At 37.3% G+C, this 16369-nt stretch carries 15 protein-coding genes; 14 read left to right on the top strand and 1 reads right to left on the bottom strand.

The features are described from left to right. From yidC to WBM70_RS08690, 5 genes are all read left to right on the top strand, one after another. A partial coding sequence (yidC, locus tag WBM70_RS08710) for a membrane protein insertase YidC (RefSeq protein WP_424558119.1) occupies positions 1-1233 on the top strand: 1233 nt, incomplete at its 5' end. Between the two features lie 3 nt (positions 1234-1236). Beyond that, entirely contained in the window at positions 1237-2100 is an 864-nt protein-coding gene (locus tag WBM70_RS08705; protein ID WP_424558118.1) for a Jag N-terminal domain-containing protein, read from the top strand. Beyond that, on the top strand, positions 2093-3433 hold the full coding sequence (gene mnmE, locus WBM70_RS08700) for a tRNA uridine-5-carboxymethylaminomethyl(34) synthesis GTPase MnmE (RefSeq protein ID WP_424558117.1): 1341 nt from the start codon (positions 2093-2095) through the stop codon (positions 3431-3433). Before WBM70_RS08705 ends, mnmE begins: the two co-directional genes overlap by 8 nt. 1 nt (position 3434) lies before the next feature. Beyond that, the gene (locus WBM70_RS08695; protein ID WP_424558116.1) at positions 3435-3758 is read left to right on the top strand and encodes a hypothetical protein; all 324 of its coding nucleotides are present in this window, start codon (positions 3435-3437) and stop codon (positions 3756-3758) included. Between the two features lie 54 nt (positions 3759-3812). Continuing rightward, positions 3813-4448, top strand: a complete 636-nt coding sequence (locus WBM70_RS08690; RefSeq protein ID WP_424558115.1) for a carboxypeptidase regulatory-like domain-containing protein — start codon at positions 3813-3815, stop codon at positions 4446-4448. A gap of 3 nt (positions 4449-4451) precedes the next feature. Here the strand turns inward: WBM70_RS08690 and WBM70_RS08685 are convergent, their stop codons facing one another. Continuing rightward, the gene (locus WBM70_RS08685; protein WP_424558114.1) at positions 4452-5132 is read right to left on the bottom strand and encodes a dUTP diphosphatase; all 681 of its coding nucleotides are present in this window, start codon (positions 5130-5132) and stop codon (positions 4452-4454) included. Positions 5133-5468: 336 nt separating this feature from the next. Here WBM70_RS08685 and gcvT point away from each other — a divergent pair, with 336 nt between their 5' ends. From gcvT to purH, 9 genes are all read left to right on the top strand, one after another. Beyond that, on the top strand, positions 5469-6539 hold the full coding sequence (gene gcvT / locus WBM70_RS08680; protein ID WP_424558113.1) for a glycine cleavage system aminomethyltransferase GcvT: 1071 nt from the start codon (positions 5469-5471) through the stop codon (positions 6537-6539). 73 nt (positions 6540-6612) lie between these two features. Then, positions 6613-6978, top strand: coding sequence for a glycine cleavage system protein GcvH (gcvH, locus tag WBM70_RS08675; RefSeq protein ID WP_424558112.1), 366 nt, complete (start codon positions 6613-6615; stop codon positions 6976-6978). A gap of 9 nt (positions 6979-6987) precedes the next feature. Beyond that, positions 6988-8322, top strand: coding sequence for an aminomethyl-transferring glycine dehydrogenase subunit GcvPA (gcvPA, locus tag WBM70_RS08670; RefSeq protein WP_424558111.1), 1335 nt, complete (start codon positions 6988-6990; stop codon positions 8320-8322). Further along, positions 8319-9773, top strand: coding sequence for an aminomethyl-transferring glycine dehydrogenase subunit GcvPB (gene gcvPB / locus WBM70_RS08665; RefSeq protein ID WP_424558110.1), 1455 nt, complete (start codon positions 8319-8321; stop codon positions 9771-9773). Before gcvPA ends, gcvPB begins: the two co-directional genes overlap by 4 nt. Further along, positions 9754-10452 carry a lipoate--protein ligase family protein gene (locus WBM70_RS08660; protein WP_424558109.1) on the top strand — a complete coding sequence of 233 codons (699 nt, stop codon included), beginning with the start codon at positions 9754-9756 and terminating at the stop codon, positions 10450-10452. Before gcvPB ends, WBM70_RS08660 begins: the two co-directional genes overlap by 20 nt. Next, positions 10442-11305 (top strand): lipoyl synthase, encoded by an 864-nt coding sequence (gene lipA / locus WBM70_RS08655; RefSeq protein ID WP_424558108.1) that lies wholly within the window; start codon positions 10442-10444, stop codon positions 11303-11305. Before WBM70_RS08660 ends, lipA begins: the two co-directional genes overlap by 11 nt. A gap of 10 nt (positions 11306-11315) precedes the next feature. Further along, positions 11316-12677 (top strand): dihydrolipoyl dehydrogenase, encoded by a 1362-nt coding sequence (gene lpdA, locus WBM70_RS08650; RefSeq protein WP_424558107.1) that lies wholly within the window; start codon positions 11316-11318, stop codon positions 12675-12677. A gap of 125 nt (positions 12678-12802) precedes the next feature. Continuing rightward, positions 12803-15025 (top strand): phosphoribosylformylglycinamidine synthase subunit PurL, encoded by a 2223-nt coding sequence (purL, locus tag WBM70_RS08645; RefSeq protein WP_424558106.1) that lies wholly within the window; start codon positions 12803-12805, stop codon positions 15023-15025. Positions 15026-15168: 143 nt separating this feature from the next. After that, a partial coding sequence (purH, locus tag WBM70_RS08640) for a bifunctional phosphoribosylaminoimidazolecarboxamide formyltransferase/IMP cyclohydrolase (protein ID WP_424558105.1) occupies positions 15169-16369 on the top strand: 1201 nt, incomplete at its 3' end.

Here is a 16369-nt window from a genome sequence, read left to right as displayed (position 1 = left end):
CCACTGGAAATAAGATTTTCAGATGTTAAACTGAATGAAGAAGCATTTAAAACACCTTATGTCAATGCAGGAAGTGATACTGTGGATTTAAGCAGTGGTGAACAAACTGTGACACTTACACAAACGCTCTCTTCTTTGACAGTGACTAAAAAGATCACTTTCAAGCCTACGGGAGAATACAGTGTAGCTGTATCAACTTCTGCTTCAACACCATATTTTATCACACCGGGACATAGACCGGATGCGGATCATTCAATGTATATGCTTGTTAGAGGTGCTTTGGTAAAAGGTGCCGATGACATCATCAATACTATTGAAGATGGCGATGCTGAAGGATATGAAAAGTTCCAAAATGCAAAAATAGCTTCTGCTTTTGATAGATATGTCGCTTCATTGTTCTTTGATTTTGATAAAGGCTTGAATGTTTCTATTTTAAAAGAAGCAAACGGTGATCCTCTTATCTTTGTACAGGGGACAGATACCTTAACATTAAATGCCTATATTGGACCAAAAGAAGAGAGAATATTAAGAGCGATACATCCAGAACTTACAGATGCTATTGAGTTTGGATGGTTTTCATTCCTCGCAAAACCATTTTTTCAAGTATTACTTTGGATCAATGACTATGTGGGTAACTGGGGATGGGCGATCATACTCTTTACGCTACTTGTAAAAGTTGTGCTCTTCCCACTTTCATACAAAGGTATGATGTCTATGCAAAAGCTTAAAGACTTGGCACCTAAAATGAAAGATATCAAAGAGAAGTATAAAGATGATCCAGCAAAGATGAATGCACAAATGATGGAAATGTATAAGAAGCATGGTGCAAACCCGATGGGTGGATGTCTGCCGCTTATTCTTCAAATCCCTGTTTTCTTTGCACTGTATCGTGTACTTTTAAATGCTGATGAATTGCAAGGTGCACCATGGATACTATGGATAGAAAATCTTGCAGCAATGGATCCATACTTTGTCCTTCCTGTGTTAATGGGTGCATCTATGTGGTTCCAGCAAAAGATCACACCAAGCAACTTTACAGATCCACTGCAAGAGAAGATCTTTAAGTGGTTCCCTGTGATCATGACAGTGTTCTTTGTATATTTCCCATCAGGTCTTGTATTGTACTGGTTGGTCAATAACCTCTTTACGATCGCACAACAGTACTTTATCAATCATATGTATGAAAAGCAAAAAGCGTTGGCGATCGCAGCACATAAAAAAAAGAAGGACTAGTTCATGAAAAAGATTGAGGCAGCAACACTAGAAGAGGCATATGAAAAAGCTTCTCAAATGTTGGACTGTTCAGTTTCTGAACTTCAATCTGAAGTAATACAGCATCCTTCCAAAGGTCTTTTCGGTTTATTGAAAAAAAATGCCATTATTGTGGCTACGTGTAAAAAAACAGTGTCTAAGAAGACAAAAAGCAACACTGAACCCACAAAGACACCTCATGTACCCAGCATTGAAGAGAGTGTAGCCTCTGAAATTATTGCAACGGTTAAAGATACAGAATTGGATAGTAAAGAAATACATCTAGAAACCAAGATAGAAAAAGATGCTATTGTTGAAAGTTTCTTTGATGTAGATCATAATGATGAAGAGGAAGTGGTCGAAACAGACACAGTCGTCTATGATGAGTTGGCATTGATGATAGAAGATCAACTCAAAGAATTGCTTTCGCACGCTTGTTTTGATATTGATGTGGTTGAAGTGGATGTGAGAGATAATACGGCACTGATCTTTATTGATGGTGAAGATGCTGCATTGCTTATAGGAAAAGAAGGGTATCGCTATAATGCGCTTTCTTATATGCTCTTTAATTGGTTACATGCGAAATATGAACTTTTCATTAAGCTTGAGATCGCAGAGTTTTTAACAACACAGCAAGAAATGATCCGTAATTATATTAAACCGGTCATTGAAAATGTTGAAAAAAATGGAAAAGGTAAAACACGTTTCCTTGATGGTATTTTGGTACAAATTGCCCTCGAGCAACTGCGTGAAAGATTCCCTGATAAATATGTGGCTGTTAAGACAAGCAGAGAAGGCAAGAAATTTGTTGTGATAAACGAGTTTAACAATCATAAGACCAATGCATAACTCAATTGCTGCCATAGCCACTGCTCACGGTGTCTCTTCTATCTCTATAATCAGGGTAAGCGGAGATGCTGCTTTAGAGATAGCACACAAAATCTCTAAGTTAGAAAATATTACTCCAAGACATGCCCACCTTACTTCACTTTATAATTTTAAAAATGAACTGATAGATCATGCGATCATGATATATTTTGCTGCACCGCATAGTTTTACAGGTGAAGAGATCGTAGAGTTCCAATGTCATGGTGGAATGATCGTCGCACAAGAGATACTTGATACCATTACTTCATATGGTGTAAGACTTGCTGAACCGGGTGAGTTTTCCAAACGTGCATTTCTCAATGGCAAGATAGATCTTACAGAAGCAGAAGCGATCTCAAAACTGATAGAAGCCAAGAGTGTGGATGCAGCGAAGATACTCGCCAAGCAGATGAAAGGTGAGCTCAAAACTTTTGTGGATGAGAGTCGAGATGGACTTTTAAGGTCGTTAGCGTACTCTGAGGTGATGATAGATTATGCGGAAGAAGATATCCCTGATGATATTATGACAAGTATCCGTACACAGCTTGATGGGCTTACCCTGCAAATAGAACAGATCGTTGAGGCAAGTCATAGACGTAGAGGGCTTATAGAAGGGTTTAAAGTAGCTATTATAGGAAAACCAAATGTGGGTAAAAGTTCTTTACTGAACGCATTGCTTTCATATGATAGAGCCATCGTGAGTGATATAGCCGGGACAACTAGAGATACGATAGAAGAGCAGGTGCGTATAGGTTCTCATATTATCAGGCTGGTAGATACGGCTGGAATACGTGAATCAGATGACACGATAGAGAAGATAGGAATAGAACGTTCTCTCTCTTCGGTAGAAGATGCAGATGTAATCGTGGCACTTTTTGACAGTTCACGTGTATTTGATGAAGAAGATGAAAAGATCATCTCCATACTTGAGGCATTAGAAGACAAACATATCGTTGTTGCTTTGAACAAATCAGACCTTGAAAGGGTATTTGATATAAGTAGACTTCAAGCCTATGATCTGCTGGAAGTGAGCGCCAAAAAAGCTTTTGTGAAGTTAACAGAAAGACTTGAACAATTGTTTGACAGCATTGGAGAAGGGGAAGAGTTGATGCTTATTTCTGCTCGACAAATAGAAGCGGTCAAAAAGGCAAAGATCTCTATAGAAGAAGCGAAAATGCCTCTCATGGATGGTGAGTTAGAGTTTTTCTCTTATCATTTGCAAGAAGCGGTAAAGTCTATCTCATCCATCTCTAAACCTTATGACTCTGAAGAGATACTGGACAAAATGTTCGGTGAGTTCTGTTTAGGAAAATAAGATGCAGATCATGGAATATTTGGATGACTTGGAAAATATAGAACTCTATATCATTGTAGCTTTGATCATTTTTACGATCTGGTTCATACTCAATACGGTCAAGTACTATAAAGGTGAAAAGCGAAAAGTAAAACACCTTCATAGGTTTGCCAAAGAGGGTGAAACTGAAGCACAGCACCATTTAGCAAAGAGATATCAGAAAGGATATGCAGTAAAGAAAAGTTGTCAAAAGGCAGCATTCTGGTATCAAAAAGCTGCTTTTTCAGGTGATCCGGATGCAAAAACTTTCTTAGAAAAAATGCTTAAAAAGAAACATTGTAAATAGTATGATAGTAAAGTTAATTGTGTATAATACTGAAATAATGAATGAAGGGAATCCATGTTTAAAATAGTCACACTAATTATAATGTCATTGATGGCAATGTCCTTAGTTACAGGATGTGTACAGCCAGATGTACATCCCGATAAAAATAGAAAAAGCAGTAGTAGTTTTTGGGGTGACTTAAGCAATGAAGATGATGTAGATATGTCTGATGACAATCTCACAGAATCTGAAATGATGATCACTGAAGATGGTGAAGAAGATAGAATGGAACGTATCGCATTTCCAGTCTCAGAGTATAATCGTTTGGCAAGAACGGGTAAAGGAACAGTCAAGGGTTCAATTTATGTAACGGATGCCTATGATAGACGTGTTGTGGGAGCTAGTACACGATTGTATTTAAATCCGTTAACCAGTTATTCTGAACAATGGTACCAAGAGAGTTATCTAGGTGGGTATAAGATGCAAAAAGCAGATTCTAGACTCTTTAATTACCTAAGGTTCACAGCATCAGATAAGAATGGAAAATTTGCATTTTATGGTGTGCCATCGGGAAGTTATTTTCTTATCGGTACGGTTAAATGTGGAGAAGAGTGTGGTTATGACAGTATGAAGGATATTCGTATAGCGACCAAAGTCAGTATTCGTGGAAATCAGATCATACAACAAGATTTGACCAGGATGGCAGAATAGTACTTACCCTTTTGGGTAAGCGTCTTCAAGCGCCTTATAAAGTCCATCTGGGCTTATCTCTTCATTCTCTTCAAGCACACGCTGCATCGTAACATTATCTTCTTCACCATTCCATATTTTAATGTACGTACCCTCTTTATATCCATGGTCTTGTCTGAATTGGTTTAATATATTTTTACCAATGTAGAGTTTATAGAGTGCATCAAGGTTAAGTCCTGACTGTACGGCAACATCGATAAATGCTTCCATAAGTTTTTCTGTAGATTCTCCGCAAAAAAGTGTTCTCATCAAGTTTTCTACTACTTCGATCTGTGCATAATAATCTTTTGTTGTAGGTGTAATATCGGCTAAAAATGTTTGGAAGTTAGGCAATGCATTAATGTTTTCAGACAATGTTTCAATGCTCCCTAGATCTTTCATCTTATAGTCTTCAAGCCCCTGTGACATAATGAAGTGCCAGATATCTACAGCTTCTATCTGGATGTTTGCATAGTCTGGTTTGGCATCTATGTTTTTCCAGTGTTTCCAAGGGTAAGACTCTATAAGTTCTGCAGACTCTAGGTAGGTACAACGTTTCCAGTCGATCAGTTTACCATTCTTAGTGGTACCTTTTTCCCAGCCTTCGCCGTTGGTTGCATCATTGAGTTGTTGCTGTAGTTCTAGCATTTGTAGTATTTTGTCCATAGGTTACCTCTTTGATTTCATTGTAGGTATTGTACCTTTTCATTAATTAATAGTGTGTTACATTCTTTGTACGAACTCCCAAAATAAAATCATTTAAATGAGGGCTTTATTCAAAATAAAAGAAAAGAAAAAAGAAGATAAACTGTTACAATTAGTATAGTGAGAGAATAAAATAAGAAAAGTTGTTTTCGTCGCCTAGGAAATGAGGTTCCTTAATATTTGAAGGAAGGTATAGTATTAGGATTGTAAAATTAGGTTTTCACTGAATAAAAATTAATCTATTATTTCTACTTTTTTATTGTAAAGTAAAACATAAAATTGAAAAAAGGCTTCTAAATGGAAGAATTACTAAAAACGCCACTTCATGCTAGACAGCAAGAATTAAAAACAAAAAATGTCAGCTTTTGTGGTTGGGATATGCCCATACAATTTGATGGCATCATTGCAGAACATGCTGCCTGCAGAAATGATGTTGCTTTGTTTGACACCTCACACATGGGGGAGTTTTTCTTTAAAGGCGATATACAAGCCTCAGGGATAAATGAAGCTACTTCGATCAATATTGATGCGCTTGATATTGGAAAATGTAAATATGGGTTTTTGTTAAACGAGCAAGGTGGAGTTATTGATGACTTAATTATTTACAGGCTAAGTGAAGATGAACTGATGATCGTTGTAAACGCTTCTAGAAGAGAAATTGATTTTGATACGCTAAACTCAAGAATTACAAATGCAAGTTTGGAAGACAGATCAATGGAGTATGCAAAATTAGATGTACAAGGCCCAAGATCAAAAGAAATTTTAGAAAAATATTTTGATGTAGATTTAGATGAATTGGAATTTTTCTCATTTGTCCAAACAAAAGTGTTTAATAGTGATTGTTTGCTGAGTCGTACAGGCTATACAGGAGAACTTGGTTTCGAACTTTATATTGATGCCAATACCTCTGTAAAGTTATGGGATGCATTGATCTTAGATGGTGCAAAACCAGCTGGACTTGGCGCTAGAGATATTTTAAGACTTGAAATGGGATACAGTTTATATGGGAATGATTTAAGTGAAGATATCACGCCACTTGAAGCAAACCTTTCAAAGTTTGTCAATTTAAAAAGAGAGTATGTAGGTAAAGCTGCTTTAGAAAAACAAAAAAAAGATGGCATAAAAAGGCTTTTAATGCCATTCAAAACTACTACACGAAGAAGTGCAAGAAAAGATTTTGAAGTGTACCAAAATGACAAAAAGATTGGTTTTGTAACATCAGGGGCATTTTCACCAATCTTAAATGTTGGAGTGGGACTGGCTATGATAGATATAGATGGTTTTGATAAAGAGCTGAGTATTGAGCTGAGAGATAAAAGGTCAAGTCTAGATGCAAATATTTCTAGTTTACCCTTTATTACAAAATAACTTAAAATTTCAATAAATAGCAAAATTTTAAGAACAATTATTAGATAATCTTACATAAAAAGGAAGAAATATAATGAAGAAATATAATGAAGAACACGAATGGGTAGAAATTGATGGTGACATTGCAAGTATTGGAATATCTTCTTATGCTGTTGAGCAATTGGGTGATATAACTTTTATAGAACTTCCTGAAGTTGATAGTGAGGTTTCTATGGGAGACAGTGTCGCATTTATAGAGTCTGTTAAAGCTGCTTCAGATATCTATACTCCAATATCTGGTGAAGTATGTGAACTCAACGAATCACTGCTTGATGAACCTGAAGTTTTAAATCAAGACGCACAGGGAACCTTTATATTTAAACTTAAAGTATCAAATGTAGATGAATTAAATTCACTTATGAGTGAAGATGAATACAAAAACTTTGTAGATTCACTCTAAGAGACAAATATGCAATATACTCCACATACAGATGAACAAGTTAGACAAATGCTTGATGTGATCGGGATTGAAAATGAATCTGATCTTTTCTCTTCCGTTCCCAAAGATCTGCAAATCTCTGGAATTGATCTGCCAGAAGGTCTAGATGAGTTTTCAACCTTTGAAAAGTTTAAAACCTTAGCAGCTAAAAATGTAACGAATAAAACAATCTTTATGGGTGGGGGTTATTATGATCATGTCGTGCCAAGTGCTGTTGATGCACTAGCTGGAAGATCAGAATTTTATACATCCTATACACCGTACCAAGCAGAAGCTTCACAAGGAACACTTCAAACACTGTATGAGTATCAAAGTATGGTGTGTGAACTTAGTGGTATGGATGTATCGAATGCTTCTATGTATGATGGAGCCAGTGCCTTAGCTGAATCTGCTCTTATGGCGGTTAGAATTGCTCGTAAAAGAAATAAGATCCTTATTGATGGTGGGATCAATCCGACATATATCAAAGTCGTACAGACTTATCTGTCTTTTAGAGATATTGAATTTGAAGTGATTGATGTTGAAAACTTTAAAACCGATCGCCAAGTTGTACTTGACAAGATTGATGACTCTGTAGCAGGGTACCTTTTTCAAAACCCTAACTTTTTTGGAACTATTGATGACTTTACAGCAATCATCGACAAACTCCATGAACATAAAGCTTTAGCTGTTATTTCAGCTTATCCAATCTCTTTGGGTGTATTAAAAGATCCAGGTAGTATGGGCGCTGATATCTTCTGTGCTGACGGACAGTGTCTGGGCAACTATATGAACTTCGGCGGGCCATCATTTGGAATGATCTCAACTAAAGAGGAATATATCAGAGACTTACCTGGTAGAATCATTGGTAGAACCCTGGATAAAGATGGAAATGAAATATTTGTACTTACGATGCAAGCTAGAGAGCAGCACATTAGACGTCACAGAGCGACATCTAACATCTGTTCCAATCAAAACTTGGTAGCTGTAAGATCTACGATCTTTATGTCACTCTTAGGTGAAGATGGCTTGGAAAATATGGCCAATTTATGTTTTAGTAAGGCAAGCTACCTAAAAGAGCAACTTGTAAAACTCGATGGGATTGAGGTTCTAAATAAAGCGGAGAGTTTTAATGAGTTTGTTATCTCTACACCTTTGAGCAGTGATGACTTCTTAGGTAAATTACGTGAGAAAGGTTTTTACGCAGGTATCAATTTAGCCAATATTGATATGAAGTTTAAAAATGAAATTTTAATTTCTGTCACTGAAAAAAGAACCAGAGAGCAGATGGATGCTCTAGTAGCTGCGATCGGAGAAGTATTATGAATGCAACAATACAAACGATTTTTGATAAATCTCAAAATGGACGAAAAGGAATTGCCCTTCCTCCGTTAGATGTAGAAATAAATGCGACTATTGACAGCTCACTCTTACGTGAGCAAAAAGCAAGACTTCCGCAAGTTAGTGAGTTTGATGTTGTCAGACACTTTACTAATTTATCAAATAAAAATATGTCGATCGATAAGAACTTCTATCCACTTGGGTCTTGTACAATGAAGTACAATCCAAAGATTGCAGAACGTGTAGCCAATCAAGATGGTTTTTTGAACTTGCACCCTCATGTCATTACAAACAACTTCAATGAAGATGTGCAAGGATCGCTTGAAACAATCGATATGCTTGAGAAGAGCTTGTGTGAAGTGACAGGGATGAGTGCTTTCACCACAACACCACAAGCGGGTGCTCATGGTGAAATGCTTGGTGTTATGATGATAGATAAGTATCATAAAAGCAAGGGTGAAAAGAGAAAATATATCATTGTTCCAGACTCTTCACACGGTACAAATCCTGCAACAGCATCAATGGTTGGATATGAAGTTATCACGATCAAGTCTGATGAAAATGGTGCCATAGATTTTGAGGCTTTTAAAAAGAAGATGAGTCACGAAGTCGCTGCTGTTATGCTTACGGTACCAAATACACTAGGGATGTATAACAAGCGTATTAAAGATCTTTGTAAAGTTGCTCATGAATATGATGCTTTGATGTATTATGATGGTGCAAATATGAATGCGATTATGGGTGTGGCTCGACCTGGTGATATTGGTTTTGATGTGATTCATATCAATGTACATAAAACCTTTGCAACACCTCATGGTGGAGGTGGTCCTGGTTCTGGTCCAGTTGGTGTTAATGATAAGCTCAAACCATTTTTACCTGATCTCGGAATAACAAAAGAGGGTGATCAATATTTGTTCACTACAGGTGGTGAAAACTCCATCGGTAAGATCTCACCGTTTTTTGGTAACTATGGTATCTCACTACGAGCGATTACTTACATGACCGTTCTTGGTTCAGATGGGATGAAAGATGCAAGTAGAAAAGCTGTACTCAATGCCAACTATTTGCGCGTACGTTTAAAAAATTATTTTGATGTGCCTTATGCGGGTATGTGTATGCACGAATGTGTGTTAAGTGCTAAAACTTTAGCAAAAAAAGGTGTAAGTGCGATGGATATAGCAAAATATCTACTGGATTTTGGATTGCATTCACCTACGGTCTATTTCCCGCTTATCGTAAAAGAGGCCATTATGATCGAGCCAACAGAAACAGAAAATAAAGAAACCATTGATTACTTTTGTGACACTATGATAAATGCAGTTAAATTAGCAGATGAAAACCCTGATGAATTTCAATACTATCCCAAAACACTAGGAGTTTGTAGACCTGATGATACAAGGGCTATTAAAGAGTTAGATGTTAAATTCAAACACTAAAAAGACTTTTGCACTTTGTACTTCACAAAGATTAAGTGCAAAAGACAATATGCGCATAGACAGAGAACTGTATGATGGTTTTAAATCTTCACATGTACCGATCTTCAGAGTTTATGAGTGGGAAGCGTCATTTACCTATGGGGTTTCCCAAAATATTGACATCCTTAGAAATCTTGAGCATCTCCAACAGTATCATGAAAATCATGAGCAAAGAATGACAGGTGGTGGCATATTATTTCATGGCAATGACATCTCATACTCACTCATCATACCAACATCTTATGTTAAAAACCTCAGTGTCAAACAGAGCTATGAGGTAATTTGTGCTTTTTTGATCGAGTTTTATAGATCACTTGGACTCGACCCAGTGTATGCAAAAGATCTACAAGATATCAACTTGTCAAAAAGTGCGTATTGTCAAGAAGGTTTCGAGCCTTATGATATTTTAGTAGATGGTAAAAAAATTGGTGGCAATGCACAAAGAAGATCAAAAGATACTATTTTTCAACATGGATCGATCAGTATTGATAATTCTACGTATAGTATGGGGAATTCACTTGAAGACCTAGGTGTAAAGATCAGTTTCAAACAAGCAAAAGAGTTACTTGTAAAGTCATTTTCAAAGAGCTTTAACGTAGTATTTGAACAAAAAGGCCAGGATATATTATATGCTTCTTGAGAAACAGCAACACAAACGAAAACCAGAATGGCTTAGGAAAAAGATATCTTTTAGCGCTCAAAAAGATATGGATCAACTGTTAAATGAGGTTGGTATTCATACTATTTGTCAAGAAGCAAAATGTCCAAATATCAGTGAATGTTTTGCCGCAAAAACAGCCACTTTTTTAATTCTAGGAGGCATCTGTACAAGACGATGTACTTACTGTAATGTCACAACAGGTAGTCCCCATGCCGTTAACAAAGAAGAGATTGATCAAGTCACTGATGCAGTCAAGCAATTGGGACTTAAATTTGTTGTCATCACAAGTCCTGCACGAGATGATCTGAAAGATGGAGGAGCCCAGCAGTTTTTTGAAGTGACCCAAAATGTTTTAAAGAAAATTCCGGGAACTCAAGTAGAACTTTTAGTACCTGATTTCCAGGGTGATTTGGATTCTGTCAAAACCGTAGCCAATAGCGGTGCTGTCATTGTAGGTCACAATATAGAAACCGTTCCAAGACTTTATAACATCAGAAAAGCATCCATTTACCAAAGATCTTTAGATGTACTGCAAGAGATCAAAAATTATGCACCAGAGGGTGTAAAAACAAAAAGTGCCATTATGGTGGGACTAGGTGAAACTCAAGATGAAGTTGTGGAAGTCATGAAAGATCTCTTGGCAGTTGATTGTAAACTTTTAAGTATCGGTCAATATCTAGCTCCATCGCATGAGTATGAAAAAGTTGTAGAGTATGTCACACCAGAGCAGTTTGATACCTATAAAAAGATCGCACTCGATATGGGCTTTGAATATGTGCATGCGTCTCCATATGCCAGAAGCTCTTATATGGCTCATGAGTATGTAAAATAGAAGGATGAAAATGTATGATTTTGATGTAATGGTTATCGGTGCAGGGCCTGCAGGTTATGAAGTAGCTTCCCTTTTAGGTACGGGAGGCAAAAGCGTATGTATTATTGAAAAAGGTGAGACTACAGTAGGTGGAACTTGTCTGAATGAGGGGTGTGTTCCTGCTAAAAACTTTTTAGAGACTTCGGCGTATATTAAAAAAGAAGCCTACTTTAGATCATGTGGAGTCAATCATACCGCAAGTACTTTAGATATGATGACCCTTCAAGCATCAACCCATTGTCTCATACAAGATCTAAAGATCGGTCTTTTAAATAAACTGAAAAAATCAAAAGTCACTATAGAATACGACACCGCAACATTTATTGATAATCATGCTATCAAATTAGAAGATCAAAACAGACACATCACTGCCAAAGATATTGTCATTGCATCTGGTTCATCACATAGAGATCATCCGCTTTTAAAACTGCAAGATGAAACGATCATTTCAAGTAGAGAAGTATTTAAACTCAAAGATATTCCAAAATCGATCCTCATTATTGGAGGTGGTGCCATAGGATGTGAGTTTGCATCTTTTTTTAATGCTTTAGGCTCAAGCGTACACATATCTGAATTTGCATCAAGACTTGTAGCCAATGAGGATGATGATGTTTCAAGGGCACTCAAGCGAGAGTTTGAGAAAAAAGATATTACCATAGATCTAAACGCAAATGTTACAAACTATCATGTAAATGAGAACGGCGTAGAGGTTACCGTTGATAAGGGTAAAAAAGTAGAAACCCAGACATTTGAGAAGGTATTGATCTCTATTGGTAGAATCCCTAATACTTCTGCTTTACAGCTAGAACAGGTAAATATTGAACAAGATAGAGGATATATTGAGGTGAATGACAATCTGCAATGTCTCAACCATAACAATATCTATGCTATCGGTGATGTTTTAAAAACACCCGCACTGGCTCATGTGGCCTATTATGAAGCTAAAAGAGTTGCACAACATATTTTGGGAAAAGAGACTTTTTCCGGGGATTACATTTTTCCATGGGTGACATTTTGTACGCCACAAATAGCAAGTATTGGTAAGAGTGAGAAAGTTTTAAAAGAAAATGGAATCAAGTTTAAAAATAAAAAACTCTTTTTCAAAACCAATGCAAAAGCAAAAATAAAAGGTGATGATAGTGGATTTATTAAAGTATTATATGATGAAGAAACATCTTTGATTTTGGGAGCTAGTATCATCGGAAATGATGCAACAGAACTCATACATCAGTTTTTAATAGCTATTAATGCAAATCTTGGTCTTAATGACTTAGAAAAAATGATTTTTGCACATCCTACTTTAAGTGAATCCAGCTTAGATCTCATTGGTTAAATTAGATCTTTTTCGGTATTGTAACTATCAAAACTATAGGGTCCATTATATAATGGTTTCAACCCATATTTAGTACTTTTTGAGTAAAATAATACCCTCAATTATCGCCTTAAAGGACGCACTATATGTCACAACCTATTGAAGATCTAGATGAAGTTTTAAAAAATCACAAACTTAGCAAAGAAGAGTATGAAGATATCTTACGTATATTGGATGGTCGTCACCCGAATATCGTTGAGATAGGGATCTTCTCAGCAATGTGGTCAGAGCACTGTTCATATAAATCAAGTACAAAATACCTTAGAGGTTTCCCTACAGAAGCACCATGGGTCATCCAGGGACCAGGTGAAAATGCAGGTGTTATCGACATAGGTGAAGGGATGGCTGCTGTCTTTAAAATGGAAAGCCATAATCACCCATCATTCATCGAGCCTTTTCAAGGTGCTGCGACAGGTGTAGGTGGGATACTTAGAGATATCTTTACTATGGGTGCAAGACCTGTAGCAAACCTCAATGCTTTGCGTTTTGGTACAGTAAAAGGTGACAGCGATACGGCTAAATACCAAAGACACCTTGTTCGTGGTGTCGTTGACGGTATCGGATCTTATGGAAACTGTATGGGTGTTCCTACCATTGGTGGTGAAGTGAGTTTTGATGAGTCTTACAATGGAAACATTCTTGTAAATGCATTTTCATTAGGACTTGTGAAGTCAGATGAGATCTTCTTGGGTGTTGCTTCAGGTACAGGTAACCCTGTGATGTATGTAGGTTCAAAGACAGGACGTGATGGTCTTGGTGGTGCGGTGATGAGTTCGGACAGTTTTACTGAAGAATCCAAGTCACTTCGTCCAACAGTACAGGTTGGTGATCCTTTTACAGAAAAACTTCTTCTTGAAGCTTGTTTGGAATTGTTTAAAACAGATCTCATTGTAGGTATTCAAGATATGGGTGCAGCAGGACTTACCTCTTCAGCATTTGAAATGGCAGGAAAAACTGGTGCAGGGATGATCATGCACCTTGACCAAGTACCAGCAAGAGAAGAGGGTATGATGCCATATGACTTTATGCTTTCAGAGTCTCAGGAGCGAATGCTTATCTGTGCTAAACAAGGAAGTGAACAAGCTATTATTGACATTTTTGAGAAATGGGAATTGGATGTTGCAGTGATCGGTGAAGTAACAGATACTGCACGTATGGAATTGATGTGGCATGGTGAAAAATGTGCTGATATGCCTATCGCACCAGTGAGTGAAGAAGCACCGGTACTTGATAGACCTGTAGCAAGACCTAAGTACTTAGATGAAGTGAATGCTAAAACTGTTGAGAGTTATAAAGCTGTTAATGATCAAGAAGCATATGAAACACTGCTTTCAAATATAGAAGTTTCGGATAAAGCTTGGGTATACAACCAGTATGACTCTATGGTACAGACTAACACGACTAAAGCACCTGGGTCTTTGGACGCTTCTAGTATACGTATCAAAGAAAATGGGAAAGCGTTGTCTATGAGTTCTGACTGTAACCCGCGTTACTGTTATATAGACCCTAAGAAGGGTGCGGCACTTGCAGTGGTTGAGTCTGGTCGTAATGTTGCAATGTCTGGTGCCAGACCACTCTCTATCACAGACTGTCTTAATTATGGTAACCCGGAAAATCCGGAAGTAATGTGGCAGTTTGCACAAGGGTGTGAGGGTATTAAAGAGGCATGTTTAGAATTGAATACACCAGTTGTTAGTGGTAACGTATCACTTTATAATGAAACGAATGGTGTGTCTGTATTTCCTACACCGGCTATAGCGATGGTAGGACTTAACGATGATGAAAACAAAGTACTCCCTTCTACATTCCAAGAAGAGGGAAGTCAGATCCTTCTTGTGGGTGACACGAAAGGTGAGTTTGGTGGTTCACTGTATATCAAAGCATTACATGGTGAAACAGCCGGTACTTTACCGACATTTGACTATAAATCAGAACTTGCACTTTGGGAGCTTGTGATCGAAGCGAACAAAAAAGGACTTTTGAAATCTGCAAAAGATGTGAATGTAGGTGGTATTGCTATTGCACTCTCTAAAATGGCGGCAGTGTCTAACAAAGGTGTGGCAGCTGAAGTTGCTTTAGATGACAGTAAAAACATCTTTGATGAGTCACAAAGCAGAGCACTTTTAGAAGTTGATTCAGAGAATGTAGAATCTGTGGTTCGTATGGCTATGGAACTAGGTATTAAAGTGACGAATATCGGTGCAGTTGGCGGAGAGAGAGTGAAGGTGAATGATGTAGAACTTTCTTTAGAGAAAGTGAAGGATATTTACTTTAATACGTTTGCTCGTACGATTGAGCAGGATCTGTAGAACTTAGATTTCTATTTTAGTTCAGGGTTTCTTTCTACTTTTTTATAAAAAGTAGGCAAAAAAGCGTTACGGATCTCGAAACGCTTCGCTTTCAAGAGCGTTCGCCGTAACATTTATTATTAATTATTGAGAAAGAGAGAATAATGAGAGCACTAATATCAGTAAGTGACAAGAGTGGTATAGAGAATTTTGCCAAAGAGTTGGTAGCGTTAGGTTATGAGATCATCTCAACGGGTGGTACCTATAAAAAACTTCAAGATGCAGGTATTGCAGTAATTGAAGCAAATGAAGTAACAAAGTTTCCAGAGTGTTTTGAGGGAAGAGTGAAGACACTTAACCCATATATTCACGGTGGTATCTTACACAGAAGAGATAAACAGTCTCACTTAGATCAGGCAAAAGAGCTCGGTGTTGAAGGTATTGATCTTGTATGTGTGAATCTTTATCCATTTAAAGCAACGATTGAAAAGACTGATGATTTTGAAGAGATCATTGAGAACATTGACATTGGTGGTCCTGCAATGGTGAGAAGTGCTGCGAAGAACTTTGACTCTGTGATCATTGTGACTGATGTAGCAGACTATGACACAGTACTTGGTAACTTGAAAAACGATACAAACACAGTAGAGTTCAGAAGAGATATGATGATAAAAGCATATGAGCATACAGCTGCATATGATGCAATGATCGCAAACTATATGAACAACAGATTTAATGATGGTTTTGGTGAGTATCAGTTCATCACAGGTAAAAAATCGTTCCAAACACGTTATGGAGAGAATCCACACCAAAAAGGTGCATTGTATGAGTTTGATAATCACTTTACAAACAATTTTAAACAAGTCAAAGGTGAAGCAAGTTTTAATAACATCAATGATGTGAACGGGGCACTTAAGATCGCGTCTAGTTTTGGTGATGAAAATGCAGTATGTATCGTAAAGCATGGTAATCCTTGTGGTTTTGCTATCAAAGATTCACTTTTGGAGTCATATACGGAAGCACTTAAATGTGATCCTGTATCTGCATTTGGTGGGGTTGTTGCAGTGAATGGTGTGGTGACAAAAGAACTTGCAGAGAAAATGAACGAGATCTTCTTGGAAGTAGTAATGGCAGCAGATTTTGAAGCTGAAGCACTGGAAGTATTTGAGAAGAAAAAACGTCTTAAGCTTTTTGCACAAGGTGGCACAAAGTTAGTTATGTCAAATGACAGTCATGACTTTAAACATGTGGATGGTGGTTTTGTCTATCAAAACTCTGACTGCATCTGTGACAATGAAGTACATAATGCACAGAAGAAATCAGAACTTACTGCAACAGCACAAGAAATGAAAGACCTTGAGATCG

The sequence above is a fragment of the Sulfurovum sp. genome, from assembly GCF_049668085.1.
Lineage (GTDB): Bacteria > Campylobacterota > Campylobacteria > Campylobacterales > Sulfurovaceae > Sulfurovum.
This window is presented reverse-complemented; position numbering and strand designations above follow the sequence as displayed.